The organism is Rhizobium sp. 62_C5_N11_2 (genome assembly GCF_051811185.1).
Taxonomy (GTDB): Bacteria; Pseudomonadota; Alphaproteobacteria; order Rhizobiales; family Rhizobiaceae; genus Rhizobium; species Rhizobium leguminosarum.
Window position 1 is genome coordinate 2,360,218 of the sequence record NZ_JBPWPW010000001.1, and the last position, 26,106, is coordinate 2,386,323.

At 62.8% G+C, this 26,106-nt stretch carries 28 protein-coding genes; 8 read left to right on the forward strand and 20 right to left on the reverse strand.

The annotated features are described in order from the left end of the window. Positions 1-14: 14 nt before the first annotated feature. Complete coding sequence (locus tag AB8B31_RS11875) at positions 15-524, reverse strand: GNAT family N-acetyltransferase (RefSeq protein ID WP_047621428.1); 510 nt, start codon at positions 522-524, stop codon at positions 15-17. 56 nt (positions 525-580) lie between these two features. After that, positions 581-1,075, reverse strand: coding sequence for a GNAT family N-acetyltransferase (locus tag AB8B31_RS11880; protein ID WP_018242373.1), 495 nt, complete (start codon positions 1,073-1,075; stop codon positions 581-583). 238 nt (positions 1,076-1,313) lie between these two features. Here AB8B31_RS11880 and AB8B31_RS11885 point away from each other — a divergent pair, with 238 nt between their 5' ends. Continuing rightward, positions 1,314-1,691: a VOC family protein gene (locus tag AB8B31_RS11885; protein ID WP_130652567.1), complete on the forward strand. Its 378-nt coding sequence runs from the start codon at positions 1,314-1,316 to the stop codon at positions 1,689-1,691. A gap of 154 nt (positions 1,692-1,845) precedes the next feature. Here the strand turns inward: AB8B31_RS11885 and gndA are convergent, their stop codons facing one another. After that, positions 1,846-3,297, reverse strand: coding sequence for an NADP-dependent phosphogluconate dehydrogenase (gene gndA, locus AB8B31_RS11890; RefSeq protein ID WP_018242375.1), 1,452 nt, complete (start codon positions 3,295-3,297; stop codon positions 1,846-1,848). A gap of 209 nt (positions 3,298-3,506) precedes the next feature. Here gndA and AB8B31_RS11895 point away from each other — a divergent pair, with 209 nt between their 5' ends. The 3 genes from AB8B31_RS11895 to AB8B31_RS11905 all read left to right on the forward strand — a co-directional run bounded on the left by AB8B31_RS11895 (position 3,507) and on the right by AB8B31_RS11905 (position 5,130). Next, entirely contained in the window at positions 3,507-4,298 is a 792-nt protein-coding gene (locus AB8B31_RS11895) for a helix-turn-helix domain-containing protein (RefSeq protein ID WP_047621431.1), read from the forward strand. Positions 4,299-4,368: 70 nt separating this feature from the next. Further along, on the forward strand, positions 4,369-4,767 hold the full coding sequence (locus tag AB8B31_RS11900) for a polyketide cyclase (RefSeq protein ID WP_028733086.1): 399 nt from the start codon (positions 4,369-4,371) through the stop codon (positions 4,765-4,767). Beyond that, positions 4,768-5,130 carry a VOC family protein gene (locus AB8B31_RS11905; protein WP_018242378.1) on the forward strand — a complete coding sequence of 121 codons (363 nt, stop codon included), beginning with the start codon at positions 4,768-4,770 and terminating at the stop codon, positions 5,128-5,130. Positions 5,131-5,185: 55 nt separating this feature from the next. Here the strand turns inward: AB8B31_RS11905 and AB8B31_RS11910 are convergent, their stop codons facing one another. From AB8B31_RS11910 to AB8B31_RS11940, 7 genes are all read right to left on the reverse strand, one after another. Next, entirely contained in the window at positions 5,186-5,902 is a 717-nt protein-coding gene (locus AB8B31_RS11910; protein ID WP_018447306.1) for a PAS domain-containing protein, read from the reverse strand. A gap of 255 nt (positions 5,903-6,157) precedes the next feature. Beyond that, on the reverse strand, positions 6,158-7,093 hold the full coding sequence (locus AB8B31_RS11915; RefSeq protein ID WP_018242380.1) for a lipid A biosynthesis lauroyl acyltransferase: 936 nt from the start codon (positions 7,091-7,093) through the stop codon (positions 6,158-6,160). A gap of 4 nt (positions 7,094-7,097) precedes the next feature. Further along, positions 7,098-8,126: a zinc-binding dehydrogenase gene (locus tag AB8B31_RS11920; RefSeq protein ID WP_018242381.1), complete on the reverse strand. Its 1,029-nt coding sequence runs from the start codon at positions 8,124-8,126 to the stop codon at positions 7,098-7,100. A 56-nt stretch (positions 8,127-8,182) separates the two neighbouring features. Continuing rightward, entirely contained in the window at positions 8,183-9,469 is a 1,287-nt protein-coding gene (locus AB8B31_RS11925; RefSeq protein ID WP_018242382.1) for a beta-ketoacyl-ACP synthase, read from the reverse strand. Positions 9,470-9,481: 12 nt separating this feature from the next. Next, positions 9,482-10,687: a beta-ketoacyl-ACP synthase gene (locus AB8B31_RS11930; protein ID WP_047621432.1), complete on the reverse strand. Its 1,206-nt coding sequence runs from the start codon at positions 10,685-10,687 to the stop codon at positions 9,482-9,484. After that, positions 10,684-11,166: a 3-hydroxyacyl-ACP dehydratase FabZ family protein gene (locus AB8B31_RS11935; RefSeq protein WP_018447301.1), complete on the reverse strand. Its 483-nt coding sequence runs from the start codon at positions 11,164-11,166 to the stop codon at positions 10,684-10,686. Before AB8B31_RS11935 ends, AB8B31_RS11930 begins: the two co-directional genes overlap by 4 nt. Before the next feature lie 117 nt (positions 11,167-11,283). Then, entirely contained in the window at positions 11,284-11,562 is a 279-nt protein-coding gene (locus AB8B31_RS11940) for an acyl carrier protein (RefSeq protein WP_003540486.1), read from the reverse strand. A 431-nt stretch (positions 11,563-11,993) separates the two neighbouring features. Between AB8B31_RS11940 and AB8B31_RS11945 the strand changes: the two genes are divergently transcribed. After that, entirely contained in the window at positions 11,994-12,716 is a 723-nt protein-coding gene (locus AB8B31_RS11945) for a Crp/Fnr family transcriptional regulator (RefSeq protein ID WP_018447299.1), read from the forward strand. Between the two features lie 99 nt (positions 12,717-12,815). On the opposite strand, the gene AB8B31_RS11950 is transcribed toward AB8B31_RS11945, so the two are convergent. From AB8B31_RS11950 to AB8B31_RS11985, 8 genes are all read right to left on the reverse strand, one after another. Further along, on the reverse strand, positions 12,816-13,247 hold the full coding sequence (locus AB8B31_RS11950; RefSeq protein ID WP_196767180.1) for a L,D-transpeptidase: 432 nt from the start codon (positions 13,245-13,247) through the stop codon (positions 12,816-12,818). A 145-nt stretch (positions 13,248-13,392) separates the two neighbouring features. Further along, on the reverse strand, positions 13,393-13,593 hold the full coding sequence (locus AB8B31_RS11955; RefSeq protein WP_018074603.1) for an ECs_2282 family putative zinc-binding protein: 201 nt from the start codon (positions 13,591-13,593) through the stop codon (positions 13,393-13,395). An 87-nt stretch (positions 13,594-13,680) separates the two neighbouring features. Continuing rightward, on the reverse strand, positions 13,681-14,661 hold the full coding sequence (gene cbiB, locus AB8B31_RS11960) for an adenosylcobinamide-phosphate synthase CbiB (RefSeq protein WP_018447296.1): 981 nt from the start codon (positions 14,659-14,661) through the stop codon (positions 13,681-13,683). After that, a complete protein-coding gene (gene cobD / locus AB8B31_RS11965) occupies positions 14,658-15,722 on the reverse strand; it encodes a threonine-phosphate decarboxylase CobD (protein WP_028733093.1) in 1,065 nt (354 codons plus the stop codon). The genes cbiB and cobD overlap by 4 nt, the downstream gene beginning before the upstream one ends. Further along, complete coding sequence (locus tag AB8B31_RS11970) at positions 15,719-17,026, reverse strand: cobyrinate a,c-diamide synthase (RefSeq protein WP_018447294.1); 1,308 nt, start codon at positions 17,024-17,026, stop codon at positions 15,719-15,721. The genes cobD and AB8B31_RS11970 overlap by 4 nt, the downstream gene beginning before the upstream one ends. Then, positions 17,023-17,862, reverse strand: a complete 840-nt coding sequence (cobA, locus tag AB8B31_RS11975) for a uroporphyrinogen-III C-methyltransferase (protein ID WP_130652569.1) — start codon at positions 17,860-17,862, stop codon at positions 17,023-17,025. The genes AB8B31_RS11970 and cobA overlap by 4 nt, the downstream gene beginning before the upstream one ends. Positions 17,863-18,051: 189 nt before the next feature. Next, positions 18,052-19,005, reverse strand: a complete 954-nt coding sequence (locus AB8B31_RS11980; protein ID WP_130652570.1) for a nucleoside hydrolase — start codon at positions 19,003-19,005, stop codon at positions 18,052-18,054. Between the two features lie 70 nt (positions 19,006-19,075). Continuing rightward, positions 19,076-19,495, reverse strand: a complete 420-nt coding sequence (locus tag AB8B31_RS11985; RefSeq protein WP_018242391.1) for a cobalamin biosynthesis protein — start codon at positions 19,493-19,495, stop codon at positions 19,076-19,078. A gap of 101 nt (positions 19,496-19,596) precedes the next feature. Here AB8B31_RS11985 and AB8B31_RS11990 point away from each other — a divergent pair, with 101 nt between their 5' ends. The 3 genes from AB8B31_RS11990 to AB8B31_RS12000 all read left to right on the forward strand — a co-directional run bounded on the left by AB8B31_RS11990 (position 19,597) and on the right by AB8B31_RS12000 (position 21,653). After that, positions 19,597-20,382 carry a TSUP family transporter gene (locus tag AB8B31_RS11990; protein ID WP_130652571.1) on the forward strand — a complete coding sequence of 262 codons (786 nt, stop codon included), beginning with the start codon at positions 19,597-19,599 and terminating at the stop codon, positions 20,380-20,382. 63 nt (positions 20,383-20,445) lie between these two features. Next, positions 20,446-20,859: a nuclear transport factor 2 family protein gene (locus AB8B31_RS11995; RefSeq protein ID WP_182563285.1), complete on the forward strand. Its 414-nt coding sequence runs from the start codon at positions 20,446-20,448 to the stop codon at positions 20,857-20,859. Then, the gene (locus AB8B31_RS12000) at positions 20,859-21,653 is read left to right on the forward strand and encodes a helix-turn-helix domain-containing protein (protein WP_130652573.1); all 795 of its coding nucleotides are present in this window, start codon (positions 20,859-20,861) and stop codon (positions 21,651-21,653) included. Before AB8B31_RS11995 ends, AB8B31_RS12000 begins: the two co-directional genes overlap by 1 nt. A gap of 5 nt (positions 21,654-21,658) precedes the next feature. Here AB8B31_RS12000 and cobO read toward each other — a convergent pair whose 3' ends face one another. Both cobO and cobN read right to left on the reverse strand, forming a co-directional pair. Continuing rightward, positions 21,659-22,309 (reverse strand): cob(I)yrinic acid a,c-diamide adenosyltransferase, encoded by a 651-nt coding sequence (gene cobO, locus AB8B31_RS12005; RefSeq protein ID WP_130652574.1) that lies wholly within the window; start codon positions 22,307-22,309, stop codon positions 21,659-21,661. Further along, complete coding sequence (gene cobN, locus AB8B31_RS12010) at positions 22,306-26,106, reverse strand: cobaltochelatase subunit CobN (protein ID WP_130652575.1); 3,801 nt, start codon at positions 26,104-26,106, stop codon at positions 22,306-22,308. Before cobN ends, cobO begins: the two co-directional genes overlap by 4 nt.

Genomic DNA, 26,106 nt, shown 5'->3' on the forward strand with positions numbered 1-26,106 from the left:
ACCACTTCCGCATTTCAGGAAGGGAGGTGCCGGTAAACGAGATCGGCGGGATCGGTTCGGGGTGCTGCGGGATCGAGACGCGCTCCCAGCCGTTCCGCAACCGCAACGGATGCGGCATTGCCGGGAGCGATATAGCTGACAAGCGATGGCAGCTTGAGTGTCGCAAAGGCCCAGTCGCGCAGCGCCAAGGCCGCTTCGGTAGCATAGCCCTTGCGCTCATATTCCGCATAGACGAACCAGCCGAGCTCCTTCTCTGGAAAGAGCGGCCCGTGATTGATCCCTACCTGACCGACGCATTCGCCAGTTTCGCTGAGCTCCATCGTCAGCGCTCCGTGGCCGAAAAGCTGCCAGAGAACGACGTCGTGACAGAACATCCCCCACGCCGCGCGCAGATCGAACGGGCCGCCCATTCCGAGCGATCGCGGCGACGCCATCAACTGCGCATAGGCGGCGAAATCGTCGATATCTGGCATGCGGAGCCTGAGACGCTCGGTTCGGATGGTCATCGCGCCCGTTTCGGACATCTCGCCGCCTTCTCTGTCAGCTTGGTTTTGAAGTTTCGGCCGTTGAACGGAATATCCTAGCTTTCAAATGCCGGGGCGAATTGCAACGTCCCGCTTGGCCGGGATCCGCGAAAAACAATCCGCTGCACGAGCCGCGTATCGAGGTCGAGATACTTCAGTTGCCCGTCGCTGCTGAAACCGACACGGCTATAGATGTCGGGATTGCCGATCAACGCGCATCCGCTGGCACCCATCTCGTTCAGCAGTTCGAGACCTCTTGCAATCATCGCCTTACCGATGCCTTGCCGTTGTCTCTCCGGCTTGACCGATATCGGCCCCAGCCCGAACCAGCCATCATGCGCGCCGTCGATCGTGACCGGGGAAAACGCGACATGCCCCAGGATCTCGCCGTGCTGCTCTGCGACCAGCGATATTGTCAGATCACCGTTTTCACGAAGTCTTCGAACAATCTCCGCTTCCGTCCCGTCGCTGTAAGACATCGGCTTGAAGGCGGTCGAGGTCAGATCATGGATCGCGTCGAAATCCTCCGGCGTTTCGTCTCGGATAAGCATCACGGTCAATTCCTCGGGCGCGTTGTAGCGTATAAATAACGTCTTATCCTATTGAAACGAAGTGTCGTAGACCCACGCGAATCTCGCGCGAATCGGTTGCCCCTCTTCCGCAGAGGATTTTCCGAGGCTATAGACGGAGAGGCGTGGGCACCGTCCTGCTGATCGAAACATCGAAGCGTGAAATCTCTGCCGGCACCGTCCGAAGGGTGTGAGCGTCTTCGCAACCAGAGGTTCTGCGATGAATAATATCGCCGATCACGGTGTTCGTTTCGGACGAATTGCCGCCATGCTGCCAGTCAAGGACATGACCAAAGCCTACGATTTTTATGCCAATGTCCTCGGCTCCCAGAAAATATTCGAGAACGGAAATCCTGTCGGCTTCATGATCCTGAAGCGTGATCGCGGGGAGCTGCATCTCACCTTGCAGCCGAGCCACAAGGCTGCGGACTTCAATGTTGCGCACCTGATGGTGGACGATGTCGATGCCCTGCACACGGTTTGCCGGCAATACGGGTTAAGAATCATCAAAAGCCTTCAGCACAAGAACTACGGATTGCGGGCATTCGTGTTTGAAGATCCCGACGGGAACCGCATCGACGTCGGTCAACCGATCTAGCCCGATCGCCGCAATTGGATGCCTTGCAGACTATCCGATCGGGCCTGCGCAGGGAGCGCCACCCCAGCGGATCGTAGATGGAGAATTTGAGGGCACAATGACGAAAAAGCCCGGCGCGACGGCCGGGCTTTTCCTCGATCTCTTCTCAGCGACCTCAGAAGGTCGACGCACCGCTGCCCCAGGGGCCGTGGTGAAAATCCTTGCCGTCCAGGCGGTCGAAACCGTGGGCGCCGAAGAAGTCGCGCTGCGCCTGGATGAGGTTTGCCGTTCCCCTGCCCTGGCGATAGGCGTCGAAATAGGTCAGCGCCGAGGTCAGCGCCGGAATCGGCAAGCCGGCGGCAATCGCGGCACCGACGACGCGGCGTAGCGCCGGGATCGATTCCTTGACCATGTCGGAGAAGGCAGGCGTGACGATCAGGTTGGCAGCATCCGGCGCCTTGGTGAAGGCCGAGGTGATCTCGTCGAGGAACTGCGAGCGGATGATGCAGCCGGCGCGCCAAATCCTGGCAATCGTCGGCATCGGCAGCGACCAGTTGAACTCGCGCGATGCTTCCGCCATCACCGCAAAGCCCTGCGCATAGGCGCCGATCTTGGCGGCAAACAGCGCCAGTTCCAGATCCTTGTTGAGTTCGGGGCCGTAAGCGATCGGGAAGGACACAGCCTGCGTGCCGAAGATCTTTTCAGCGGCTTCGCGCTGCGACTTCATCGAAGAGAGGCTGCGGGCGGCGACGGCGGCTTCGATCGCCGTTGCCGGAATGCCCATATTCTGCGCCTCGATCGCCGACCACTTGCCGGTGCCCTTCTGGCCTGCCTTGTCGAGGATCATGTCGACCATCGGCCCGCCGGAGACCGGATCAGTGGCCGCAAGCACCTTCTCGGAGATTTCAATCAGGTAGGAGTTCAGCCGGCCCTTGTTCCATTCGCCGAAGATGCCGGAGATTTCTGAGGCGCTCTTGCCGAGGCCGTCGCGCAGGATGCCGTAGATTTCGGCGATCATCTGCATGTCGGCATATTCGATGCCGTTATGGATGGTCTTGACGAAATGGCCGGCGCCGTCATTGCCGAGCCAGGCGACGCAGGGCTCGTCATTGTAGCGGGCGGCAATCGATGTCAGCACCTTCTCGACGCGCTTCCAGGACTCTTCTGTGCCGCCGACCATGATCGACGGGCCGTGGCGCGCACCTTCTTCGCCGCCGGAAACACCCATGCCGATGAAGGTCAGATCGGTATTCTTCAGCCGGTCGAAGCGGGCGACGGTGTCGCGGAAATTGGCGTTGCCGGCATCGATCATGATGTCGCCCTTGGAGAGATGCGGGCGCAGCAGCTCCATCTGCTGGTCGACAGGCTCGCCTGCCTTGATCATGATGATGATCGGACGCGGCGGCCGGATCGCATCGACGAACTCTTCGATCGTCTTGCAGGGAATAATCTGCTTCTTCAGATCGCCGGCGCTTTCGTAGAATTCGTCGGTTTTCTCCGGCGTGCGGTTGAACACCGCGATTTTATTGCCTTTCTCCGCGATGTTGAGCGCCAGGTTGGAGCCCATGACCGCAAGACCGATCAGTCCGATTTCTGCCTTTTCCACGACAAACCTCCGATGTGTCATTTGGACCGGTGTTGTGGCACTGTCTCGGTCAAACGGCAAGTCTCGCAAGGGTCTAATCGGTTCGCAAAAGCCAATGAAATGAAGCTTGCAATATCGCCGCTTGTCCGACAACCCGCCGGCTGGCGCCTACTCCGGAAACCCTAGTTTTTTTCGTGCGCCCCGCCCGCAATGCCCTATCTGTTATCATCAGTGCCTCGGGAGATATCGCATTGGCATCGGGAAGACGAAAAGATACGGCTCTCCTGGCGGCCCGCGCCGGCTGCTACCGCGAGTCTATGCCGCCGCCGGCGCTGCGACGCCATTTCAGCCGCCTCTGGTCGCATGCGCTTCATGACGGACCGCCGGCAATGGTGGCGATCGTGCCTGACGGCTATTGCGATCTCCTCTGGATCGACGGCCGGCTGGTTGTCGCCGGTCCCGACAGGACAGCGTCCTTTCCCGTCATCCGGCCGGGCGCGACAGTCATCGGCGCACGTTTTGCGCCCGGCGCCGCAGCACCCTGGCTGAAGACGCCGCTTTCGGCTCTGGTCGGCTGCTCGGTGCCCCTCGCTGACATCGGCCGGAAGGACACCGCCGAATTCGAAGCGCGGCTTGCGGATTGTCCCGACCCCTCGGCCGCCAGGGCGCTGTTTAGCCGCCTGCTCGAAGAGACCGCGCGCGATGAGGAGGAGCCCGCCCGCGATGCCGCCATGATCTTCGCCGCCGCCGACAACGCTCGCCCGGCGTCCAGCCTGCTCGAGCACCTCGGCATGAGTGAGAGGCAGCTGCGCCGCCGCTGCCACCACCATTTCGGCTACGGCGCAAAGACGCTGGAACGGATTCGCCGGTTCCAGCGTTTCCTCGACCTCTGCCACAGGTCGGGCGCGATGCCGCTTGCCCGCCTTGCTCTCGAAGCGGGCTTTGCCGACCAGCCCCACATGACACGCGAGGTCGGCGAGCTCTCGACGCTGACACCTGCCGTCATTCTCGACCAGCTCAGCATACGGCAAAGAGCCGATTGACCGTTTTGTTCAAGACGCTGCTGGCCGGTCTGTTATTCTGACGAAACCAAATGCCAGGGACCTGCAAGCCATGTCGACAATGCCCGCGAAAATCATCCACCTGTCGATAGAGCGCGACTGGCGCGACGTCTATGACTTCGCCGGCAAGCCGGAGAACATGCCGCTCTGGGCCTCCGGCCTTGCGACCGGCTTAGAGCCTCACGGCGCCGACTGGATCGCCCACGGCGCTCTCGGCAGCGTCAAGGTGAGCTTCGTTCCTGCCAATGAATTCGGCGTGATCGACCATACGGTGACGATCGAATCCGGCCTCAGGGTTTATAATGCTCTGCGCATCGTGCCGAACGGCGATGGCTGCGAGGTCATGTTCACGCTGCTGCGTCTGCCCGGCATGACCGACACGCAGTTTTCCGCCGATGCCGCCCATGTCGAGAAGGATCTCGCCATGCTGAAAGCCCTGATGGAGAGATAGATGGCCGAGAAGACAGAAAACCACGACCGCCGCATCGACTATGTCGAATTCAACGTCGCCGACATTGCCGCCGCCAAAGCCTTTTACGGCTCGGCCTTCGGCTGGCGCTTCACCGATTACGGCCCCAATTATTGCGAATTCGACGATGGCCGGCTGAAGGGCGGCTTTACCGATTTCGGACCCGTGCGGCCGGGCGGCGGCCCGCTGGTCGTCGTCTATGCCAGCGATCTGGAAGAAGTGCTGACCTCAGTCGAAAGAGCCGGCGGCACGATCTGCCGGCCGATCACCGATTTTCCCGGCGGCCGTCGCTTCCACTTCCTCGACCGCGATGGTTACGAGCTCGCCGTCTGGGCGGCGGCTTAGCCAGACTACCCAAGGCAGCCGAGTTGGTCAGGCTGCCTAAGGCTGCCGACCGGGATCAGGCAGCCTGCGACAGCCGATCGAGATCTTCCATGACGAGCAGGGCGCCAATCACCGTACCGCCCGCATCGCGCAGCGGCGACATGCGACAGCGCACCTGCCGCGATTTGCCGCTGCCGGCCGAGCGCTCATAGGAATAGTCGATCTGTTCGCCGGCAAAACAGGCATCGAGCTTATGCTTGGCGCATTCGGCAAACCGCTCCTCGCCGATGAATTCGGAAAGGTGGCGGCCGATGAGCTCCATCGGCTTCCTGTTGAGATGGGCGCTGTTGGCTGGATTGGAATAGAGGTAGCGATAGTCCCTTGTCAGCACCGCCACGCGATCCGGCAGGCTTTCAAGGATTACCGCGTTGAGGAACTGGCCATTGTCGGTATCAGGCACATAAGCCGGCGGCGGCTCGATGCGCACATCCTGCGGCGAAGGCACGCGCCAGTCCGGCCCATGCGCCCCGAAATAGCGGTCGAGCAGGTAGGAAAGCACCGACGTGTGCTCCGTGACGCTGGCGCTGTCGTCGGCATCCTGGCTGATCAGATGGCTCACAAACTGCAGTTGCATGTAAACTTCGAGCAGATTGACTGCCCGGTAGGCGAGGATTGCCTCGACCAGCGGCTCGACATGGCGGTCGAGCGCCGTGACGCGCTGGTCGTCGCCCAGGCGTATGGCTTCCTCGATTTGCACGCAACGCAAGGAAAAAGCTCGAAAAAGCTCCAGCAAGACGCCTCCACTCCCATTTTCCCAAGAGACGAGTCCGAAACCTCATATGGCTGCATTTCCCAAAAATGCGCCTTCCGGTAGACATTATTCGCGTCTTGGTGGTGACGGGTAACATGAAGTGCCCTCAGTTTCAATCCGAGAGCACCTGCCGCTTTTCACCGCTGATAAATGAGGGTGGACGTTTTTGGAGCATGATGCCGAAAGTGTGAGCGGTTTTCACGCGACATCGTGCTCTAATTATTTAATCATCCTGCTCTAAGGCGCGAGCGTCTGCTTGATTTGCCAGCGGTCGTGATACCAGAGCCACTGTTCCGGATATTCCCGCACCCAGCTTTCCACCTTGTCGTTGAGCAGCTGGGCGGCCGCCGGCAGGTCGAGATTGCCATTGGCGTCGCGCGGCATGTCCAGCCGTGGCTCGATTTCCAGCCGGTAGCGATTTCCCGGCAGACGGATGCAACGCGCCGGATAGACTTCGCAGTTGAACTGGCGCACCAGCTTTGGCAGCAGCGGATTGGTCTTCACGTCGCGGCCAAAGAAGGTGCCCTTCAGCCCCTTGCGGAATTTCTGATCGACCAGCACGCCGACGCCCTGACCTGCTTCCAGCTGACGGGCGAGCGCGAAGGAGGAGCCGGCATGCGAGGGCACCAGCTTGCCCATGCGCGCGCTCCGGAAGTCGAACACTTTCTTGGCGACATAAGGATTATTCGGCGGCCGAAAGAGCACGGTTACCGTGAGCCCGAAGGCGGCACCCGCCACCGGCAGCAGCTCAAAATTGGCGGTATGGCCGGTAAAGACGATGAAGGGGCGCGGATTGTCGCGCAGGTCGAGGAAGATAGGGATGCCCGACACCTCCACCCTGCCCGGCTCCGACTTTTCGGGATCATAGTCGAACAGCTGGTCGAGGAAGACGTATTCCGCAGCAAGCCGGCCCATATTGCCCCAACTGGCGAGCGCGATCTCCTCGATCTCGGCCTCGCTCTTCTCAGGAAAGGCGTTGCGCAGATTGGTCAGCATCAGTCTGTGGCGGCTGGTCAGCCGGCCGAGGCGGCGCATCATCCTGTCGGCGAAGCGGATCGCGCCATCGGCCGGAAACAGCTTCAGGAAATTCAGAAAGCCGAACATCATCTGCGCCACCAGCCATTGCTGGAAATTCCTGAGCGCCAGAACGATCCGGGTGATGAACAGCTTCACGCGGTCAATCCATCTTCAGGATGATCTTGCCGAAGATCTGGCGCGATTCCATCCGCTCCAGTGCCCGATCGATATCGCCGAAACTGACCTCGGTATCGATGACCGGATGGACGAGCCCGCGGCCCATCTTCTGCATCGCATCCGCCATGTTCTCCATGCGGCAGCCGAACGAGCCGAAGAGCTTCAGCTGCTGCTGGAACAGCATCATCAGGTTCATCTCTGTGGAAACACCCGAGGTCGAGCCGCAGGTGACGAGCCGCCCGCCCCGCTTCATGCAGAGCATCGAGCCTGCCCAGGTGTCCTTGCCGACATGTTCGAAGACGACGTCAACGCCCTTCTTCTTGGTGAGTTTGCGCACCACGCCCTCGAAACGGTCGGTGCGGTAGTTGATGACGTGATCGGCGCCGAGCGCCTTGGCCTTCTCGATCTTGTCGTCCGAGCCGACCGTGGTGATGACGGTGCAGCCGATCTTCTTGGCAAGCTGGATTGCCGCCGTGCCGATGCCGGAGCCGCCGGCATGGACGAGGATCGTCTCGCCCGGCTCAAGCTTGGCATTGTCGAACAGCATGTGCTCGACCGTGCCGAAAGTGACCGGAGCAAGCGCCGCGCCGATCGCGTCGACGCCGGGAGGAGCCGGCACCAGCAGGCGCGCCGGCAGGTTGACCTTCTCCTGCGCAAAGCCGTCGAGATGGAAGCCGTGCACGCCCGAGACATGTTCGCAGAGATTATCGCGGCCTTCGCGGCAGGGGCGGCAGAGGCCGCAGGTGCGCGCGCCGTAGATGGAGACGAGCTGGCCCGGCAGCACGTTGGCGACGCCCGGGCCGATCGATTCCACCACGCCGGAGGCTTCCGCACCGATGACCAGCGGCATCTTGCGCTTGGCGAATGCCATGCCGCGCCAGCCCCAGACGTCGATATGGTTGAGCGCCACCGCCTTGACGCGCAGCGTCACCTCGCCAGCGGCTGGAGCATCCGGTTCCGGCAGATCGGTGATCTCAAGCTTGCGGTCGTCGATCAGTTGCAAAGCGCGCATGGCAAAATCCCTCGCCTGAAGGCGTCATCTCGTCTCGAAAATTTGTCGGGAACCGCTTAAGCCGGTTCGAGCGCCATGACAAGGCTGGCATTCTGCCCGCCGAAGCCGAAGGAGTTGGAAAGCACGGCTGAAACCTGTGCTTCCCGCTTCTTGTTCGGCACGACATCGAGAACGATCGACGGATCGGGGTTGTTGTAGTTGATGGTCGGCGGCAGCGTTCCGGTCAACATCGTCTGCAGCGAGAACACCGCCTCGACGGCGCCCGCCGCCGTCAGCGTATGGCCGATCATTGACTTGTTCGACGAAACCGGAATCCCGACCAGCCGCTCGCCGAACACAGCCGACATCGCGCCATACTCCATCTTGTCATTCTCCGGCGTCGAGGTGCCGTGCGCATTGATGTAGCCGATGCCGCTCTCGTCGATGCCGGCATCGGCAAGGGCTGCACGGATCGTCGCGATTGCCGGGCCGCCATCGGGCGACGACCGGGTGCGGTGGAAGCTGTCGGCCTTGTCGCCGGCGCCTTTCATGATGCCGAGCACCTTGGCGCCGCGGGCGACAGCTGATTCCAGCGATTCCAGCACCAGGGTCGCCGCACCCTCGGCGATGACGAAGCCGTCACGATCCTTGCTGAATGGCTTGGAAGCCTTGGTCGGCGGATCGTTCTGCGTCGAAAGGGCTGACAGCAACGAGAATCGGATCAGTGCTTCGGCACTCAGCGATCCGTCGGTCGCGACCGTCAGCGCGCGATCCGTGCGGCCTTGGCGGATTGCCTCGATGCCAAGCTGGATCGCCGTGACGCCGGAGGCACAGGCTGTCGACAGCGTCACGGGAAGGCCGCGGGTGCCGAACCGGTCGGCAAGGCGCTCGGAAATCGCGCCGAACAGAGCCGCCTCATGGAAGGCTGGGTCCGGACGCTGGCGCAGCGCCGTCAGGAAACGCTCATAGGCATCACCCGGATGGTCGGAGGCCGGCGAACGGTCGGCAAGCTCGAAGCGCGCGCTCCATTCCGGCTCGATCGGCGGGGCGGCGAGGAATAGCGGACCGTTGAAATCACCGGAAAGGCCGGCATCGGCCAGCGCCTCGATCGTCGTCTCGCGCGCAAAGGCATAGGAGCGCTCGACGGCGTTCGGCACCGGAATGCCGATGAAATCGACGGTGCCGGCGATCCGCGTCGACAGGCCCTCGGTCGGGAAGCGGTTGATCTCGTGGATGCCCGACGTGCCTGACGAAAGCGCTGCCCAGTTGTCGCTGAGGCCCTGGCCGAGCGAGGTGATGATGCCCATGCCGGTAACCGCCACGATCGGACGGCCGAGGTGATCTCTATAAGCGGAAGCTGTCATATCTCTCACTCCTCACGCATCTGCGGAAAGAACGGCAACGCCCTCGCCGCGCTGGTGTCCGACCGTGGTCACGACGGCGGCGGTGGCCCCTGCCCGCATCGGCGCCTCATGGGCGGCATCGAAGGGCGGAACCTTGGCCTTGCCGTCGACGGCAAGGGCGGCGAGCGCAAGACCCAGCGTAAACTGCGTCTCAATCGTATGGCCGGTGACGCCGCCGAAGCCGCGGATCGCAAAGTCCGGCAATTGATGTTCGAGCACCGCCCGCTCACGGGCGGCAAGATCGTGCATGCCGGTCGATCCGGAAAAGATCGCCGTGCTTTCGGCCGCAAGCCCGGCAGCCGGTGCCAAAAGCCGCTCCAGCCGGACTTCGAGATTGCCGGAATTGCGGTTGCCACGGTCACCCTCGACCGCGTCGATGACCGCATAGATATGGGCGCCGCGGGCTTCGGCGTGTTTGCGCGATTCGAGCACCAGGAAGGCGCCTGCCGAACCGGTGATCATGCCGCCGCCGTCGCTCGGCTTGCGCGACCAGAGCGGCACCCAGTCGCCGCGCGCATGGGCGCCGATCGCTTCGGTGAGCAGGATCATATCCGGCCGTTCGGCCGCGAAGGCGCCTCCAACAAGCGCATGCGAGGATTCGCCTGATTTGATGCGGTAGAAGGCGGTCTCGACGGCGGATATGCCGGCCGCTTCCTCGCCCATGAAGGTGCGCGACGAGCCGGTGACCTTGTGCACGATCGAGATATTCCCGGCGAGCAGATTGGAAAGCTGGGCGAGGAACAGCGTCGGCCTGAGCTCCGTCGTCAGCTTCTCGTTGAGCAGCAGCTCGCGGTCATTGCGCTTCAGCGCTTCGTCGACGATTAGTGTGTCGACATTGATGTCACGCTCGCCGCCGCCGGCCGCCACGATCATGTCCATCGTGCCGCAGGCTTCGATATCATCCTTGAAACCGGCATCATCGAGCGCAAGGCCGGCGGCGAAGACGCCGATGCGCTGCCAGTTCTCCATCTGGCGCTGATCACCGCGCTTGGCGATCTGCTGCGACCAGTCGATCTCGGGCAGTGGATGCACCGGATAGGGCTTGAACTTCTCGATCTCGACGATCGCCTTCGGCGTGCTGGCGGCCGAAAGCAGCGCGATATGCGCATCCTTGCCGACGCCCTGACAGGTGACGATGCCGATGCCCGAGATGACGACGTCGTTTGCAGCCTTGCTCATCCAATCACTCCCTGCGCCGCGATCGCTTCGAGAAGCCCGATCTCGCCGGCACGTTTCTTCACGATATCGCCGAGCGGCACCTCGGAAAACGGCATAGTGCGGAGTTTCAGCTGCGCATCGCAGACCTTCTTGCCGCCGCTGGTGATTTTAGCCTTGGTGACCGCGAACCCCGAACCGTCATGCTCGAGCACCGCCTCGATGTCGAGCACGGCTTCCGGTTCAACGAAGGTGCGCATCTTGGCGCCGTCGACTGTCATCAGGAAGGGCATGGCGGCAAAATTGGTGACGGCAAGCACCAGCATGCCGGAGGCCTGCGCCATGGTCTCGATCAGGAGCACGCCGGGAACGAGCGGCATGCCGGGAAAATGACCCTCGAAGACGGGGCTCTGCGCCGGCACGACGGATCGCGCCCTAAGCGTGCCCTTCTTCAGGTCCACCGCTTCGACGCGGTCAATCATCTGGAAATATTCCAGCAGCATTCGGATCCTCCGGCCCGACGGGCCAGATCCGCCCGCCGGTGACGCCTACTTAGGAACAAAATCGCCCGGCCGCCATATTCAGGGCGGCAGGGCGTTCAAAAAAGACTGTTATATCGCTCAGGCCTTGGCTGCTTTGAGCTCGTCGATCTTGGCGCAGAGGTTCTTCAGCACGAAGTATTCTTCGGTGGAAACCTTGCCTTCATTGACTTCCTGCGTCCACTTTTCGAGCGGGATCTTGATGCCGAATTCCTTGTCGATCGCGAAGACGATGTCGAGGAAATCGAGGCTGTCGATACCAAGGTCGTCGATCGTATGGCTCTCCGGCGTGATCGTCGCGCGGTCGATCTCACTGGTTTCTGCAATAATGTCGGCAACTTTATCGAATGTAGCGGTCACGCGCTGTACCTCATGAAATGACGATTTAAACCCCCTCATAGGCAAATCCATTTCAAAAGCCAATGCTTTCGTCCCGGCGTTGGGGCAATTTGCCGGCTGGGTGTTGCCTAAACAGCAATGGAATGCCGGCCTTTGCCGTCACCCAAGGCGCGAGGCGATGCCGCTGCAGAGAACCCGTCTCGCCAGCGAGGGCGAAGAAGCCGTCCGAATCAACCCGCGGACGGCCTCATCTCGACGCCGCACTTTCAATAACAGCCAGGGCACGCAAACTTTGATCTGGATCAAATCGCGATCCCGGCGAAATTGATAATCATCAAGCCGCGCTGGAAGAAATCGGGATAGCCGAACCCGCAATCGCGGCGTAATCGTCTAGGGCATGCCCGGCATGCGCAGCTACGCCCGGCACATGCGGATTTCGAAGGGATCAGGATATGGACGTCGCACATAGTGGGGTTCTCGAGGTTGGTATCCCCGTCGCCTGCCGTTCCTGCCAGGCGCGGCACGGCGTCGTCTGCGGCGTACTGTCGAGCGGTCAGTTGAAGGACCTCGGCCGCCACTCGCTGCGCCGCAAGGTCGATGCCGGCTGCGAGATCATCGCACAAGGGTCGGAAAGCTCTTTCTATTCGAACATCATGCGCGGGGTGGTGAAGCTCTGCAAGGTGATGCCGGACGGGCGCCAGCAGATCGTCGGCCTGCAATTCGCTCCCGATTTCGTCGGCAGGCCCTTCGTGCGCGAAAGCACGCTGTCGGCCGAGGCTGCGACCGATGCCGAAATCTGCGTCTTCCCGCGCAGCCTGCTCGACCGCATGATATCGGAAACGCCGGAACTGCAGCGTAGCCTGCACGATCAGGCGCTGAAGGAGCTGGATGCGGCGCGTGAATGGATGCTGACGCTCGGCCGGCGCACCGCCGAGGAGAAGGTCGCAAGCCTGCTCCACCTCATCGCCACCCATGCCGAACCGCAAACCGCCACAAGCACCGCCTTCGACCTGCCGCTATCCCGCGCCGAGATCGCCGATTTCCTCGGTCTGACGATCGAAACCGTCAGCCGCCAGATGACCAGGTTGCGCAAGAGCGGCGTCATACGCATCGAGAACTTCCGGCATATCATCGTCCCCGACATGGATGAGCTGGAGAGGATGATCAGTGCGTAAACTGGGGTCAGCTGCCGATTTCGGGGGCAGGCGCTGATCTGAGATTAGCGCGTAAAACAGGATCCGATACCGAACCCGGATTCACGCGCTGATCCGAGATTAGCGTGTGATCACGACGCGGGTATTGGCAAGGCCGGCCTGCCGCGCCAGCGAGAAGAACTGCGCCGCATTGTCGGGATGCAGGCGAACGCAGCCATGCGAGGCCGGCCGACCCAGGCGTTTCAGGTCGAAGGTGGCGTGAACGGCGTAACCGCCGTTGAAGAAGACGGCAAAGGGCATCGGCGCGTTGTCGTATTTTCTGGAGCGGTGATCGCGCGACAGCCACTTGGCGCTCCACGAACCGGTCGGCGTGACATAGCCGTTGCGCGCGGTCGAAACCTTCCAGCGATACTTGACGAAGCCGTTCTCGGAAACGGTCATCATCTGCTTACCGATGCTGATATTGGCGACCAGCGTTGCTGCCTGAGCGGCAACGGGAGAAAACTGCAGCAATAAACTTGCGGCCGCAGCCGCCAAAATCGTCTTCATCATAGCCCTCTTCGAACTCGCGCAGCTTAATTGCGCCCTCACGAAAGAGAGACTACGGCAATACTTGTTATATTGCTTTAATCCGAATGGTAATCACAATTTTAACGAGCCAAAGCAGGAGCAAGCGCCGGAAGATAGTGGCACCTGCTCACTGGAGCTTGCGTGCCGCCGAAGGCTTCTTGAGCCCTTGGTAGGCCTTGTTCATCTTCTCGCGGATTGAGGCCATCGTGCCGAGATTATGCCCGCAGGCCGCACAGGTGATGATGTCGGTCTCCCGGATCTCGGGCCGCTCGAACTTCATCTTGGTGCTCTTGCACTTCGGGCACGGTAATTCAACCTGAACTGTCATCGCTCTACTTCCGGTCTGACGAGATATGAGGCGGTCGGAATAAACGTTTGAGCCTGACCTGTCCACTGGGGCATGCACGGCACAACCCTACAGAAAACACAAAAACAGCCCGAACGTAACACCGGCGAGCACCATGCAGCTGGCGTAGAACACCGATACGCCGTCCTCGATGTCGCCTGAGGTCGCCACGTCGCGGCCGGCGTCGTTGATCATCGGTTCACGCACGATGACGCCGCCATAGATGCGCGGCCCGGCGAGCTGGACGTTCAGCGCACCCGCCATGGCCGCCTCCGGCCGACCGGAATTCGGCGAGCGGTGTAAGGCCCCGTCCCGCATCGCCACGCGGATCGCTTCACGGCCCGCGCTTGTTCCCCGCCGGATCCAGGCGCCGGCGGCAATCAGCAGGATGGAGAGGCGAGCGGCCGGCCAGTTGGCGACATCGTCGAGCCGGGCGGCTGCCCAGCCGAAGTCGATGTATTTTTCAGACTTATGGCCGATCATCGAATCCGCGGTGTTCAGCATCTTGTAGGCGAAGAGCCCCGGCAGCCCGAAGATGGCATACCAGAGCGCCGGCGCCACAACGCCGTCGGAGAAATTCTCGGCAAGGCTTTCGATCGCCGCGCGGCAGACGGCCGGCTCGTCCAGCGTCTCGGGATCGCGTCCGACGATGCGGGAAACGGCGGCTCGTCCGCCGGCAAGCCCTTCGTGGCGTAAGGCGACAGCGACGGCCGCGACGTGATCGGCAAGGCTTTTTTGCGCCAGGAAGATCGCCACCAGCCCGGTCTCCAGCAAGATGCCGACAGGGCCGAACAGCGCGAAGAACCGGTTGAACACGAAGCCTGCGGCCACCGCCAAAAGAAGCAGCGCCAGGATGGCGGCAATACCGTTCATTCGGCGTTGCGAGCCCGTGAGGCTTGCCGGGTTGAGCTGCCGCTCGGCATAGGAGATCGCCGCGCCGAACATGACAACGGGATGCGGCATCCGCGACCACAGCCATTGCGGATCGCCGGCGATCCGGTCGAGCAGCAGCGCCAGAAGCAGTACGAGAAGGTTTTCGTCGATCGTCATCGCTCAAATCTCTGAAGGGCTTCGCCAAGCCGCCTGTCTGCCGCCGGATCGGGCGGCAGCCCGAAACGCAGCCACTCCGGCGCATAGTCGAACTTGCGGACGAGAATATGATGGCGGCAGAGATGTGTGTAAATGTCGTCGGCTCTCGCATCGGCGACAAGGGTGAAGAGCGCCGTGCCTCCTGAAAGCTGCAACCCGGCGCCCGTCAGCACCCCATGCAGGCCGGCGCAGCGTTCATTGATGCGGCCGCGAATCGGAGAAACGTCCGAGCGCAGCAGCGAAGCTGCAATCGAAAGAGCCGGGCCGGAGACCGCCCAGGGGCCGAGCCAGTCTTCGAAACGCGCGAGAATATCGCTGCGCGCAATCGCAAAACCGAGCCGCAGGCCGGCAAGCCCGAAGAACTTGCCGAAAGAACGAAAGATCACCAGATTGGAAAGCTGCGGCGCGCGGGATGCAAGGCTGAGCGCCGGATCGGTATCGCCAAAGGCTTCGTCGACGACGAGAAGTCCGTCCGCTGCCTTCATCCTGTCGTGCAGGGCAATCAGCGTTTCGGCCGGCCATATCAACCCATCAGGATTGTTCGGATTGACGACGACAGCCAGCCGATGTCCGGCTCCGATCGCGGCAATATCGTCGACCGCATCGACGGCAAAACCGGCCGAGGCGAAGGCGCGCGCATACTCGCCATAGGTCGGCGATACCACGGCAACCCTGTTGTCCGTCACGGCAACCCTGTTATCCGTCACCGCGACACTGTTGTCCGTGCCGCCAACCAGCCTATCCGCCTCGACGAGGCGCGGCAGAAGCTGGATGACCGACTGCGTACCTGGCACCGGCAGCGGCAAGATCTCGCCGCTGCGGTAATGATCTCGCGCCGCACGCCTTGCCTCATCGAGGAGATGCCGGTCCGGCAGGCGATGCCAGGCCCTTGCCGGAATGTCAGGCAGGGCGACGGGGCACGGATTGATGCCCGTGGAAAGATCGAGCCAATCTTCCGGTCTACCGCCGAAGGTAGCGGCAGCGGCGGTGATGCCGCCGCCGTGGACGATCGGTGCGCTCATCCTGCAGCTCCGGCAAGATCGATCAGATGCATGTAGGAGCCTGCCACCTGGTCGCGCCTGAGACCAGCGGCGCCCAGATCGGTTCCGAGCGCATCCTGCACCTGAAAAAGCCGTTTGCCCTCGCCCTCGGAAACGACGCTGGAATAGTGGAATTCATGGGCCGTCATCATCCGAGCAAAGAAGGCGCCGTCGAGGGGCACAACACGGCGATAGCCGAGATGGCGCTTTCGCTCGGCATAGGTGGTGACGACGGGCAGCAGGCCGAGCATTTCATGGCGATGCCCCTTTGCATCGATCAAGCCCTCGCCAAGCACCATGTAGCCGCCGCATTCGCCATAGATCCGGATGTCGCGCGCTGCCGCATCGAGCATGCCGGCGCGGAAATTCTGCGCCTCTGCCAGCCGCCCGGCATGCAGCTCGGGATAACCACCGGGCAGATAGATCGCATCGGCATCACCAGCCGGCGCCTCGTCGGCAAGCGGCGAGAAGAAGGAAATCGCAGCACCCCGGCGGCGCCAGCCGAGCAGCATATGCTCGTAGGAAAAGGCAAAGGCGACATCGCGCGCCACGGCGATGCGGGCACCCAGTGGCGGCAACCGGTCGATATTGGCGGCCGACGGCCGGTTGAGCCCCTGCCTGGCGATGCGCAGCAGGAATTCGAAATTACATTCCTCGGAGACGGCATCCGCCGCATGGTCGATGAAATTGTCGAGGGTTGCGTGTTCGCCGGCCTGGACGAGGCCGAGATGGCGCTCCGGCAGGGAAAGCGCCTTGTCGCTGCCGATGACGGCGATGACAGGCATCCGGATAGCTTCGAGCGCCTGCCGCAGCATCGCCTCGTGCCGGTCGCTGCCGACCTTGTTGAGGATGACGCCAGCAACCCGCACATCGGCACGGAAACCGGCAAAACCAGTAACCAGCGCCGCCACCGACTGCGACATGCGCGAAGCATCGACGACCAACACCACGGAAAGCCCAAGCTGGGCCGCCAGATCGGCCGCCGTCCCCCTTCCGTCGGCCGCCCCATCGAAAAGCCCCATCATCGCCTCGATGACGAGGATGCGGTCGCCGGAACGGTGAAGGGCCGCATTGGCCGAGATCAGCTCCGGGCGCATCGCCCAGGGATCGAAATTCAGACAGAGCGTGCCGCTCGCTGCCGCATGGAAGGCGGGATCGATATAGTCAGGGCCGGCCTTGCCGGGCGCGACCGCGATGCCGCGCCGGCGAAGCGCTCGGAGCAGCCCGAGCGTTACCGTCGTCTTGCCGGCACCGGAGGAAGGGGCTGCGATCAGGAGGCCGCTCATGCCCGCACCTTGCCGGACCGGCGGAATGGATCGGGTTGTAGGCGCCGCCCCGCCAGCGCACCAAGCCAGTCGAGCGAGGCTCGGAGCCGGACCACCTCACCGACGACGACCACCGCCGGCGGCTCCAGCCCGGAGACAGCGACGGCCTCGGTCGCCTCCCCGAGCGTCGTTTCCAGCACCTGTTGCCGGCCAGTGGCCGCATTGCAGACGAAGGCGACGGGTTCCGACGCCAACCGTCCCGCGGCGATCAGCCGGGCGCTGATCTCGGCGATATGCTTCATCGCCATGTACATAACGATGACGGGCGAGCCCTGGCCTATCGCCTCCCAGTTGATCCTGTCGGGCACGATGCCGGACGAATCATGGCCGGTGAGGAAGGTCACGGCATGGTTGATGTCGCGATGCGTCACCGGGATGCCGGCATAGGCGAGCCCGCCGATACCGGCGGTGATGCCGGGCACGATGCGGAAGGGGATGTTGTGCTCGACCAGCGTCAGCGCCTCTTCGCCGCCGCGACCGAAGACGAAAGGATCGCCGCCCTTCAGCCGCAGCACTCGCTTGCCGGCGCGCGCAAGCTCCACCAGCCGCAGCGAGATGTCGCGCTGCTTCGCCGAAGGCTTGCCGCCGCGTTTACCGGCATATTCCACAAGCGTTTCCGGCCGCGCCAGCGCCAGGCATTCCTCGTTGACCAAAGCGTCGTGCACGATGACGTCGGCCTCGGAAAGCGCCTTGGCGGCGAGCAGCGTCAAAAGCCCGGGATCGCCGGGACCGGCGCCGACGAGCCAGACGCTGCCCGGCTCAAGCGCCGGAAAATTGGAGAATGCGGCATCGATCATCCTGCTGATCTAGGCCCCGCAAAGGGCAAGGTCAACGCCGCGCCCATCGCCTCACTTGAAGTTGCTGAGAAGATCATGAATCACTTTGTGAAGCGTCGGATTCAAATCCTCGGAGAACCCGTACAACGCAATGAATATATTACAATATATCCCGAAGGCCGGCCGCGATGCTGCCGGCCCTCAAGCGTGTCAGGCTGCAAGCAGCGTATTACGGATGAGGTCCAGGACCCTTTCCGACTCGATGCCTGTGCAGACGATCTGGCTCGGCAAGCCATCCCAAGCGCCATCAGGCGGAAAACGCCGCCCATCTGGCCTGACGATCGTCTGGCCATCGGCGATGCCGCCGCAGACGACACGCACTGCACCCGATATTGACGAGAACAGCTCCGGCACCACGACATAGACGCAGGCGCAGCTGTCATGCACCATCATGCCGTCTTCAACCGCGTGCTTGTAGAAATCGATGTAGGACTGCGAGAGTGCGTCGAGCTGCTTGACCGCCTTGTCGCCCATAGCCGCCATATCGCCGAGATAGCTGCGGCTCATCGTGGTGATCGCGGTGACGTCGAGGCCAATGACGGCCACCTTCCAGGGCGCGGTCATGACGATGTCGGCAGCCTCAGGATCACCGTGGATATTGGCCTCGGCGACGGGCGAGACATTTCCCGGCACATAGAAATTGCCGCCCATGATGACGACGTCCTTGGCCAGCGTCGCAATCTCGGGATCCTCCTTCAGCGCCAGCGCCAGATTGGTCATACGGCCAACGGCGACGAGTCGCACTTCGCCCGGGTGGGCGCGCACCGTGTCGATGATAAAACGATGCGCCGGGCGCGGATCGAGCGGCAGGTCGATCGTCTCGGGCACGTCGATATCACCGAGGCCGTTCTCGCCATGCACCATGGCGGGCCATGGCCGCTCCGCGCGCGAGGAATCGATAGTGACGCTGGCGCCTTTGGAAACGGGTGCCGGTATATTCCATTCACGCTTGAGGAAGAGCGCATTGCGCGTCGTCGTCTCGACCGAGGCGTTGCCGAAGACCGTGGTGATGCCGAGAAGGTCGATTTCGGGATGACGATGCAGGAAGAGAAGCGCCATGGCGTCGTCGACGCCAGGGTCGGTGTCATAGATGACCTTGTGCATGAGATATCCTCTAGATGTGAACCGTGAAGCTGCCGGACGGTGCCGCGAATTGGCGCCACCATAACGCCCACTAGGCTTTCTGCAACCCGCTGCGGGCAACTGCCGCCGTCGCATGCGCAGATTTGATCTTGGCGACAGCAAGCTCGGCATCCGGCCCCGCAGCCGCCAGCGCAGCTGCCTCGGCGACCCCATGGCAGCCGACGCGGGCAAAGACGATCGCAGAGGGATTCGCGAGCCGCGGCGTCTCCTCCTCCAGCCGCAGCGCATCGAAGAAGACGCCAGGCACGGAAAAATGCGCAGCAACCGCAAGGATCGCCGGCTCCAGTCTTCGGCTGTCGATCGAGGCGATGGCTGCGAGTTCCGCCGCGCCGATACCGGCTACGTCGAGCGCCTCGATCGCAAGCGCCAGCACCTCGGCAGGCGACGTCCCGCGCTCGCAGCCGAGGCCGAGCACGTGGTGCCTCGCCGTATCGAAAGAGAGATCGCTCATGGAAACCGTCGAATGCGCCCTGCCCGTGTCGTTGCAGCCATTGCAGCTTGGCGCGGCAAATGCAACAAGGCCGTCTGAAGTCCCTCCCCCGGAATACCACCTTGCCCGATATCGCTTTCCATCTGCTTCCGCTGCTCTGCGCGGCGGCCTTTTTTGCCGGTTTCGTCGATTCCATTGCCGGCGGCGGCGGCCTCATCACCGTTCCCGTCATGCTGATCGTAGGTATTCCACCACTCCAGGCCCTCGGCACCAACAAGGTGCAGTCTCTCTTCGGCGCCGCCTCGGCCACGATAGCCTATGCCCGCAGGGGCCATGTGCAACTTGCCGAACAACTGCCGATGGCGCTGATGGCCACCATGGGCGGCGCGCTCGGCGCGGCACTCGCGACGATCGTTCCAGGCCAGGTGCTGCAGGCCATCATGCCGGTACTCCTGGTGGCGATCGCCGTCTTCTTCGCCGTCAAGCCGAACCTCAACGACCTCGACACCCACCGCCGCATGACTCCCTTCGCCTTCGGTCTGACGCTGGTACCTGTCATCGGCTTTTATGACGGCGTCTTCGGCCCCGGCACGGGCTCCTTCTTCATGTTGGCCTTCGTCACGCTCGCCGGCTTCGGCATGCTGAAGGCGACGGCCCACACCAAGCTTCTCAATCTCGGCTCGAATTTCGGCGCGCTAATCGTCTTCGCAAGCTTCGGCGCGATACTCTGGAAGATCGGCCTGTTGATGGGTGTCTGCCAATTCCTCGGCGCGCAGCTGGGCTCGCGGCTTGCCATACGCATCGGCGCAAAGCTCATCAAGCCGCTGCTTGTGATCGTCTGCGTCGCCCTTGCGGTAAAGCTGCTCGCCGACCCGGCAAATCCGCTGCGCCTGTGGCTCGGCGTCTGACCCAAACCCTCGACCATCTTCCATTACCTCTGGCGTAATTGATAAGGTGCACCGCCTTCCCGCATGATCGGGCTGCCTGGAACTGATGGGCGATCAGAAGGAGATGACCCGATGAACGAAGCAAACACCAACGCAGAGCGCTATCTCGCCATCTGGAATGAGACGGATGCCGCTCGCCGCCGCGCTCTCATCGCCGAGAGCTGGAGCGAAGCCGCAACCTATATCGACCCACTGATGCGCGGCGAAGGCCATGAGCAGATCAATTCGCTGGTCGAGGCCGTGCAAAGCCGCTTCCCCGGCTTCCGCTTCGCCCTGATCGGGGCGGCCGACGGCTACGGCGACAACCTGCGCTTCTCCTGGGGCCTCGGCCCGGAAAATGGCGCAGCGCTGATAAAGGGCACGGATTTCGCCGAACTCCAAGGCGGCAAGCTGAAATCCGTCCGCGGGTTCATAGATTTGCTGCCGGAAGCCGCCTGATGACGCCGACCGCCCGCTCGCTTGGAGACCATTTGCGCGAATGGCGCCAACGTCGCCGCATGAGCCAGCTCGAGCTCGCGCTGGAGGCGGAGATCTCGCAGCGCCATCTGAGCTTCATCGAGAGCGGGCGCTCGACACCGAGCCGCGACATGCTGCTGCATCTTGCCGAACGGCTCGACGTGCCCCTTCGCGATCGGAACCCGCTGCTGCTCGCGGCGGGTTTCGCTCCTGTTTTTGCCGAACGCGCGCTCGACGATCCCGCAATGGAACCGGCCCGTCTCGCCATCGACATAGTGCTGAAAGGGCACGAGCCCTTCCCAGCAATCGCCGTCGACCGCCATTGGACACTCATCGCGGCCAATGCGGCCATCGCTCCGCTGCTCTCAGCCGTTGCTGACCAGGCTCTGCTCACGGCACCCGTCAACGTACTGCGCCTCAGCCTGCATCCACAAGGATTGGCGCCCCATATCAAAAACCTTTCCGAGTGGCGCGCCCACCTTATCGGCAGGCTGCGCCAACAGTTCTCGGCTTCGGGCGATCCAATGTTGGACAAGCTTTTGAAGGAGTTGTTGTCCTATCCAGCGCCTAAAACTGCTGGCGAGGTCCATACCGACTATGCCGGCATCGCCGTTCCCCTTCAGCTTTGGACCAAGGCTGGCTTGCTTTCCCTGATCTCGACAACAACGATCTTCGGCACGCCCGTCGACATCACTTTGTCGGAACTCGCGGTCGAATCTTTCTTTCCGGCGGATGAGGAAACGGCTGCCATCCTGCGCAGCCTCGCGCTCAACTGACCGTCTCAAAACTCGACGCCCGGTTGGCCCTTGATACCGGAGCGGAAGGGATGTTTGACGAGTTCCATCTCGGTCACCAGATCGGCGATTTCGATCAGTTCTTCCTTGGCGTTCCGGCCGGTCAGCACGACATGCGTCATGGCGGGCTTCTCGCTCTTCAGGAAGGCGACGACATCGTTGATGTCGAGATAATCGTAGCGCAGCGCGATGTTGATCTCGTCGAGCAGCACCATGGAATTACTTTCGTCGCGGATCAGTTCCTTGGCCTTTTCCCAGGCGGCCGCGGCTGCGGCGACGTCGCGGGCGCGGTCCTGCGTTTCCCAGGTGAAACCCTCGCCCATCGTGTGGAACTGGCAGAGATCGGAGAAATGCTTCTCGATCAGGTCGCGTTCGCCGGTCCACATCGCGCCCTTGATGAACTGCACGACGGCCGACGGCTTACCGTGGGCGATATGGCGGAAGATCATCCCGAAGGCGGCTGATGACTTACCCTTGCCTTTGCCGGTATGGACGATGATCAGGCCCTTGCCGTCGGTCTTGGTCGCCATGATCTTGTCGCGCGCGGCCTTCTTCTTCGCCATCTTCTCGGCGTGGCGGGCGTCGTCCTTGCCGCTCCCGGCTTCTCCGATCTCGCTGTTCGTGGTCTCGTCGCTCATTGGTTCACCTCATTCTGTTGTCTGGCGGCCAGGTCGAACCGGGCCGAATTGCTGCGCGGCGTCCAGAGACTGCGGTCGATTGCTTCAAGCAGCCGCTCCTTCATCTCGTTATATGCAGCCGGATTCTTCTCGATCATGAAATCGCGCACGCCGGCATCGGCGACGAAGGCCTGATAAACGGCCTCGAAATGATGCGCGCCGACCGCACCCGTCGTCGCCGAAAAAGCGAAGAGATAGTCGACGGTGGCGGCAATCTCTGCCGCTCCCTTGTAGCCATGGCGCATAACGCCTGCGATCCATTTCGGATTGACGACGCGCCCGCGCACGACGCGGCCGATCTCCTCTTCCAGCGAGCGGATCACCGGATTTTCCGGCCTGGAATGGTCGTTATGATAGATCGAAGGGCGCGCGCCGGCGAGCTGCTCGGCGGCGGCGGCCATGCCGCCCTCGAACTGGTAATAGTCGTCGCTGTCGAGCAGGTCGTGCTCGCGATTGTCCTGGTTCTGGATCACAGCCTGCACCGAGCGCAGCCGCTCCTCGAACAAGCCGCGTTCGGCCCTGCCCTCCTCGCCTGCGCCATAGGCATAGCTGCCCCAGACGAGATAGGCCTCGGCGAGATCGGCGCGCCGCTCCCAGCCCTTTTCATCGATCAGCGCCTGCAGGCCGGCGCCATAGGCGCCGGGCTTCGAGCCGAAGACGCGGTAACCCGCCCGGCGCTTTGCCGAGACTTCGTCCAGACCGACGGCGCCAAGCCTTGCCGCCTCGCCGCGCATGCGTGTTGCGATCGGATTGTCGGCCTCGTCCTCTTCAAGCGCGCCGACGGCACGGATTGCCTTGTCGAACAGCGCGATCTGCTCGGGAAAGGCATCGCGGAAGAAGCCGGAAATCCGGAGCGTCACGTCAACGCGCGGCCGCCCGAGCATCGCCGGCGGAATGATCTCGTAGCCGGTGACACGGCGCGAACTCATGTCCCAGAGCGGCTTGACGCCGATCAGCGCCAGCGCCTGGGCGATATCGTCGCCGCCGGTGCGCATGTTTGACGTGCCCCAGGCCGTCAACCCGAAGGAGACAGGCCACTCGCCATGATCCTGCACATAGCGGCGCACCAGCAGTTCCGCCGATTTTTTGCCGAGCTCGTAGGCGGCCGGCGTCGGCACGGCGCGGCTATCGACCGAATAGAAATTGCGGCCGGTGGGCAGCACATCGGGCCGCCCGCGTGTTGGTGCCCCGGAGGGTCCGGGCGCCACGAACCGGCCGTCGAGCCCTTTTAGCAAACCTTCGATCTCGGCCGGGCCACAGGCGAGGATGGAGGGTTTGAGGCGGATCTCGATCTCGGAGAGCACCGCCCGTGTCGCCTTCCAGTCCTCGGGGCATTTGCTCTCGCCGGAAACGAACTTCGCCGAGAGTAGTTCGATGCGCTCGACAGTGTCTCCGTTGGTTCGCCATGGGGCATCGAGAACATCTGCGAGGATATCAGGACGTGGACCGGCCCAAACGGCAGCCATGTCGGTGTCGAGAGGGTCGAAGGAGGAGGCACCCCGCACGCCGCCGCCCAATCCCGCATCCGCCGCGATCGCCCGCTGCAAACTCGCATCACCGCCCTCGCCCAGCCCGCGCGGCACCCGCGCCAGCGCCACGGTCAGGTCAGTCAAGAGCCGTCCTTCAGGCGAGACCCCGAACACATGCAGTCCATCGCGGATCTGCATCTCCTTGAGGTCGCAGAGATAGGCGTCGAGCTTCTTCAGCGCCTCGCCCTCGCTTTCGCCGCTCGCGATACCGGCATCACGGTCGAGGCCGATATCGGCAACGAGCTCGAGGATCTGGCGGCTGAGCAGCCGGATACGGCGGGGATCGCCGCCCGACGCCTCGTAATATTCGTCGACCAGCGCCTCCAGATCCTTCAGCGGCCCGTAGCTTTCGGCTCGCGTCAACGGCGGCGTCAGATGATCGATGATGACGGCCGCACTTCGGCGCTTGGCTTGCGTGCCCTCGCCCGGATCGTTGACGATGAAGGGATAGAGATGCGGCAGCGGCCCGAGGATCGCCTCGGGATAACAGCTTTCTGACAGCGCCAGCGCCTTGCCCGGCAGCCATTCGAGATTGCCGTGCTTGCCCATATGTATGACGGCATGCGCGCCGAACTCGCGGCGCAGGAAAGCGTAGAAGGCGAGATAACCGTGCGGCGGCACGAGATCCGGCGAATGATAACTCTCTTTCGGATCGATATTATAGCCGCGTGCTGGCTGGATGCCGACGAGCACCTCGCCGAAGCGCGCAAAAGGCAGGGCGAAGACGCTTTCGCGAAAATACGGATCATCTTCGGGATCGCCCCAGCGGGCTCTCACCTCATCCTGAATCTTACTGGGAAGCGATTCCAGGAAGCTGTTGTACAGACTCAGGGAAAGCGTCTCGCGGATGATCTTTCCGTCGGAACCGGAATTGGTCGGTCCTTCCATCAGGTGGCGGATCAGCGCATCGCCGTCGGCGGGAATCTCGGCGACCGGATAACCCGCCGATCGCATGGCGCGAAGCACCTCGACGGTGCCGGCCGGCGTATCCAAGCCGACGCCGTTTCCGAGCCGGCCGTCGCGGTTCGGATAGTTCGCCATGACGAGCGCGATGCGCCGGTCGCCGGCGAAAGTCTTCCGCAGCCGCGCCCAATTGGCGGCAAGCTCAGCCGTATAGCGCACCCGGCCGGCATCGGCCTGGCTGGCGACGATGTTCGTCTCGACCAGCGCATCGTAGCGCGCCGCCGTCTTGAAGGAGACCGCCCGCGCCAGCACCCGGCCATCGACTTCAGGCAGTGCCACGTTCATGCCGAGATCGCGCGCCGACAAGCCCTGCGGAGAAGCCGCCCATGCCTCCTTCGACGAGGCCGACAGGATCGCCTGCAGCACGATCGCCTCATTCGCTTCCAGCACCGTCGGCTGCCGGTCCGCACCCGGTGCCGAGACCGCAAAGCCCGTCGTGTTGATGACAACGTCGGGTTTCAGCGCCGAAAACACGCTTTCGAGAATGCCGGTGGAGATGGGATCCTTGAGGCTATAGGCAAAGACCGGCAGCGGCCGGAGGCCGAGTGCGGCCAGCGCCTCGACAAGCGCTTCGATCGGCCCGGTCTCGCCGCTCTGCACCAGGGCGCGGTAGAAGCTGATGGCGACTGTAGGGGATTCAAATCCCTCCTCCGCTACCATCCCCGCACCCGAAGACATATCTAAAACGACCCGCCGCCACTCCTCGACCCCGATCAACCCCCGCCCCGGCCACCAAATACCTGCCTTCATCAAAGGCACAGCCGGTGCCGGCTTATCTGTGCCCGACAGCATCGCCCCGGCATAATCGAGAAACGCCCGCGCATTAGCATCGCCGCCCTCGATCAGATAGGCCCAGAGCGCGTTGAGATCGTCGAGATCAACATTGGAGAAAGGAACCAGCCCCGCATCTGGCCTGGCATCACCCGGCAAGACCGCAATCAGTGCACCGGCGCGAGCCGCAGCCGCATGCAGCGCTTCCAGCGCATAGTGGAAATAGCTGGCGCCGCCGAGCGCACGCACGATGATCAGCTTCGCATGCCGCGCGGTGCGCTCGACATAGGTATCGACCGACATCGGATGCTTGAGGCTCATCAGACTGGCGAGCCTCAGCGAAGGTGCTGTCCGGCGATCGCGATGGGCGGCTGCGATCGCGGCAAGCTCGCTGTCGGCCGCCGACAGGAACAGGATATCGCCCGGCGTCTGCCCAAGGTCGATTGCCTCCTCGCCGTCGCTGATCGTTCCCTGCTGGGCCAGAAGCAGATGCAT

Excerpts from the sequence above, each read along its gene's own strand:
- AB8B31_RS11945 (WP_018447299.1), top strand. The coding sequence starts at position 11,994 with ATGGACGTCGCACATAGTGGGGTTCTCGAGGTTGGTATCCCCGTCGCC.
- AB8B31_RS11955 (WP_018074603.1), bottom strand. The coding sequence starts at position 13,593 with ATGACAGTTCAGGTTGAATTACCGTGCCCGAAGTGCAAGAGCACCAAG.
- AB8B31_RS11875 (WP_047621428.1), bottom strand. The coding sequence starts at position 524 with ATGTCCGAAACGGGCGCGATGACCATCCGAACCGAGCGTCTCAGGCTC.
- AB8B31_RS11900 (WP_028733086.1), top strand. The coding sequence starts at position 4,369 with ATGTCGACAATGCCCGCGAAAATCATCCACCTGTCGATAGAGCGCGAC.
- AB8B31_RS11925 (WP_018242382.1), bottom strand. The coding sequence starts at position 9,469 with ATGACAGCTTCCGCTTATAGAGATCACCTCGGCCGTCCGATCGTGGCG.
- AB8B31_RS11985 (WP_018242391.1), bottom strand. The coding sequence starts at position 19,495 with ATGAGCGATCTCTCTTTCGATACGGCGAGGCACCACGTGCTCGGCCTC.
- cbiB (WP_018447296.1), bottom strand. The coding sequence starts at position 14,661 with ATGACGATCGACGAAAACCTTCTCGTACTGCTTCTGGCGCTGCTGCTC.
- AB8B31_RS11905 (WP_018242378.1), top strand. The coding sequence starts at position 4,768 with ATGGCCGAGAAGACAGAAAACCACGACCGCCGCATCGACTATGTCGAA.
- AB8B31_RS11880 (WP_018242373.1), bottom strand. The coding sequence starts at position 1,075 with ATGCTTATCCGAGACGAAACGCCGGAGGATTTCGACGCGATCCATGAT.
- AB8B31_RS11980 (WP_130652570.1), bottom strand. The coding sequence starts at position 19,005 with ATGCACAAGGTCATCTATGACACCGACCCTGGCGTCGACGACGCCATG.
- AB8B31_RS11930 (WP_047621432.1), bottom strand. The coding sequence starts at position 10,687 with ATGAGCAAGGCTGCAAACGACGTCGTCATCTCGGGCATCGGCATCGTC.
- AB8B31_RS11935 (WP_018447301.1), bottom strand. The coding sequence starts at position 11,166 with ATGCTGCTGGAATATTTCCAGATGATTGACCGCGTCGAAGCGGTGGAC.
- gndA (WP_018242375.1), bottom strand. The coding sequence starts at position 3,297 with ATGACACATCGGAGGTTTGTCGTGGAAAAGGCAGAAATCGGACTGATC.
- cobN (WP_130652575.1), bottom strand. The coding sequence starts at position 26,106 with ATGCATCTGCTTCTGGCCCAGCAGGGAACGATCAGCGACGGCGAGGAG.
- AB8B31_RS11970 (WP_018447294.1), bottom strand. The coding sequence starts at position 17,026 with ATGAGCGGCCTCCTGATCGCAGCCCCTTCCTCCGGTGCCGGCAAGACG.
- AB8B31_RS11995 (WP_182563285.1), top strand. The coding sequence starts at position 20,446 with ATGATCGGGCTGCCTGGAACTGATGGGCGATCAGAAGGAGATGACCCG.
- cobD (WP_028733093.1), bottom strand. The coding sequence starts at position 15,722 with ATGAGCGCACCGATCGTCCACGGCGGCGGCATCACCGCCGCTGCCGCT.
- cobO (WP_130652574.1), bottom strand. The coding sequence starts at position 22,309 with ATGAGCGACGAGACCACGAACAGCGAGATCGGAGAAGCCGGGAGCGGC.
- AB8B31_RS12000 (WP_130652573.1), top strand. The coding sequence starts at position 20,859 with ATGACGCCGACCGCCCGCTCGCTTGGAGACCATTTGCGCGAATGGCGC.
- AB8B31_RS11920 (WP_018242381.1), bottom strand. The coding sequence starts at position 8,126 with ATGCGCGCTTTGCAACTGATCGACGACCGCAAGCTTGAGATCACCGAT.
- AB8B31_RS11950 (WP_196767180.1), bottom strand. The coding sequence starts at position 13,247 with ATGATGAAGACGATTTTGGCGGCTGCGGCCGCAAGTTTATTGCTGCAG.
- cobA (WP_130652569.1), bottom strand. The coding sequence starts at position 17,862 with ATGATCGATGCCGCATTCTCCAATTTTCCGGCGCTTGAGCCGGGCAGC.
- AB8B31_RS11885 (WP_130652567.1), top strand. The coding sequence starts at position 1,314 with ATGAATAATATCGCCGATCACGGTGTTCGTTTCGGACGAATTGCCGCC.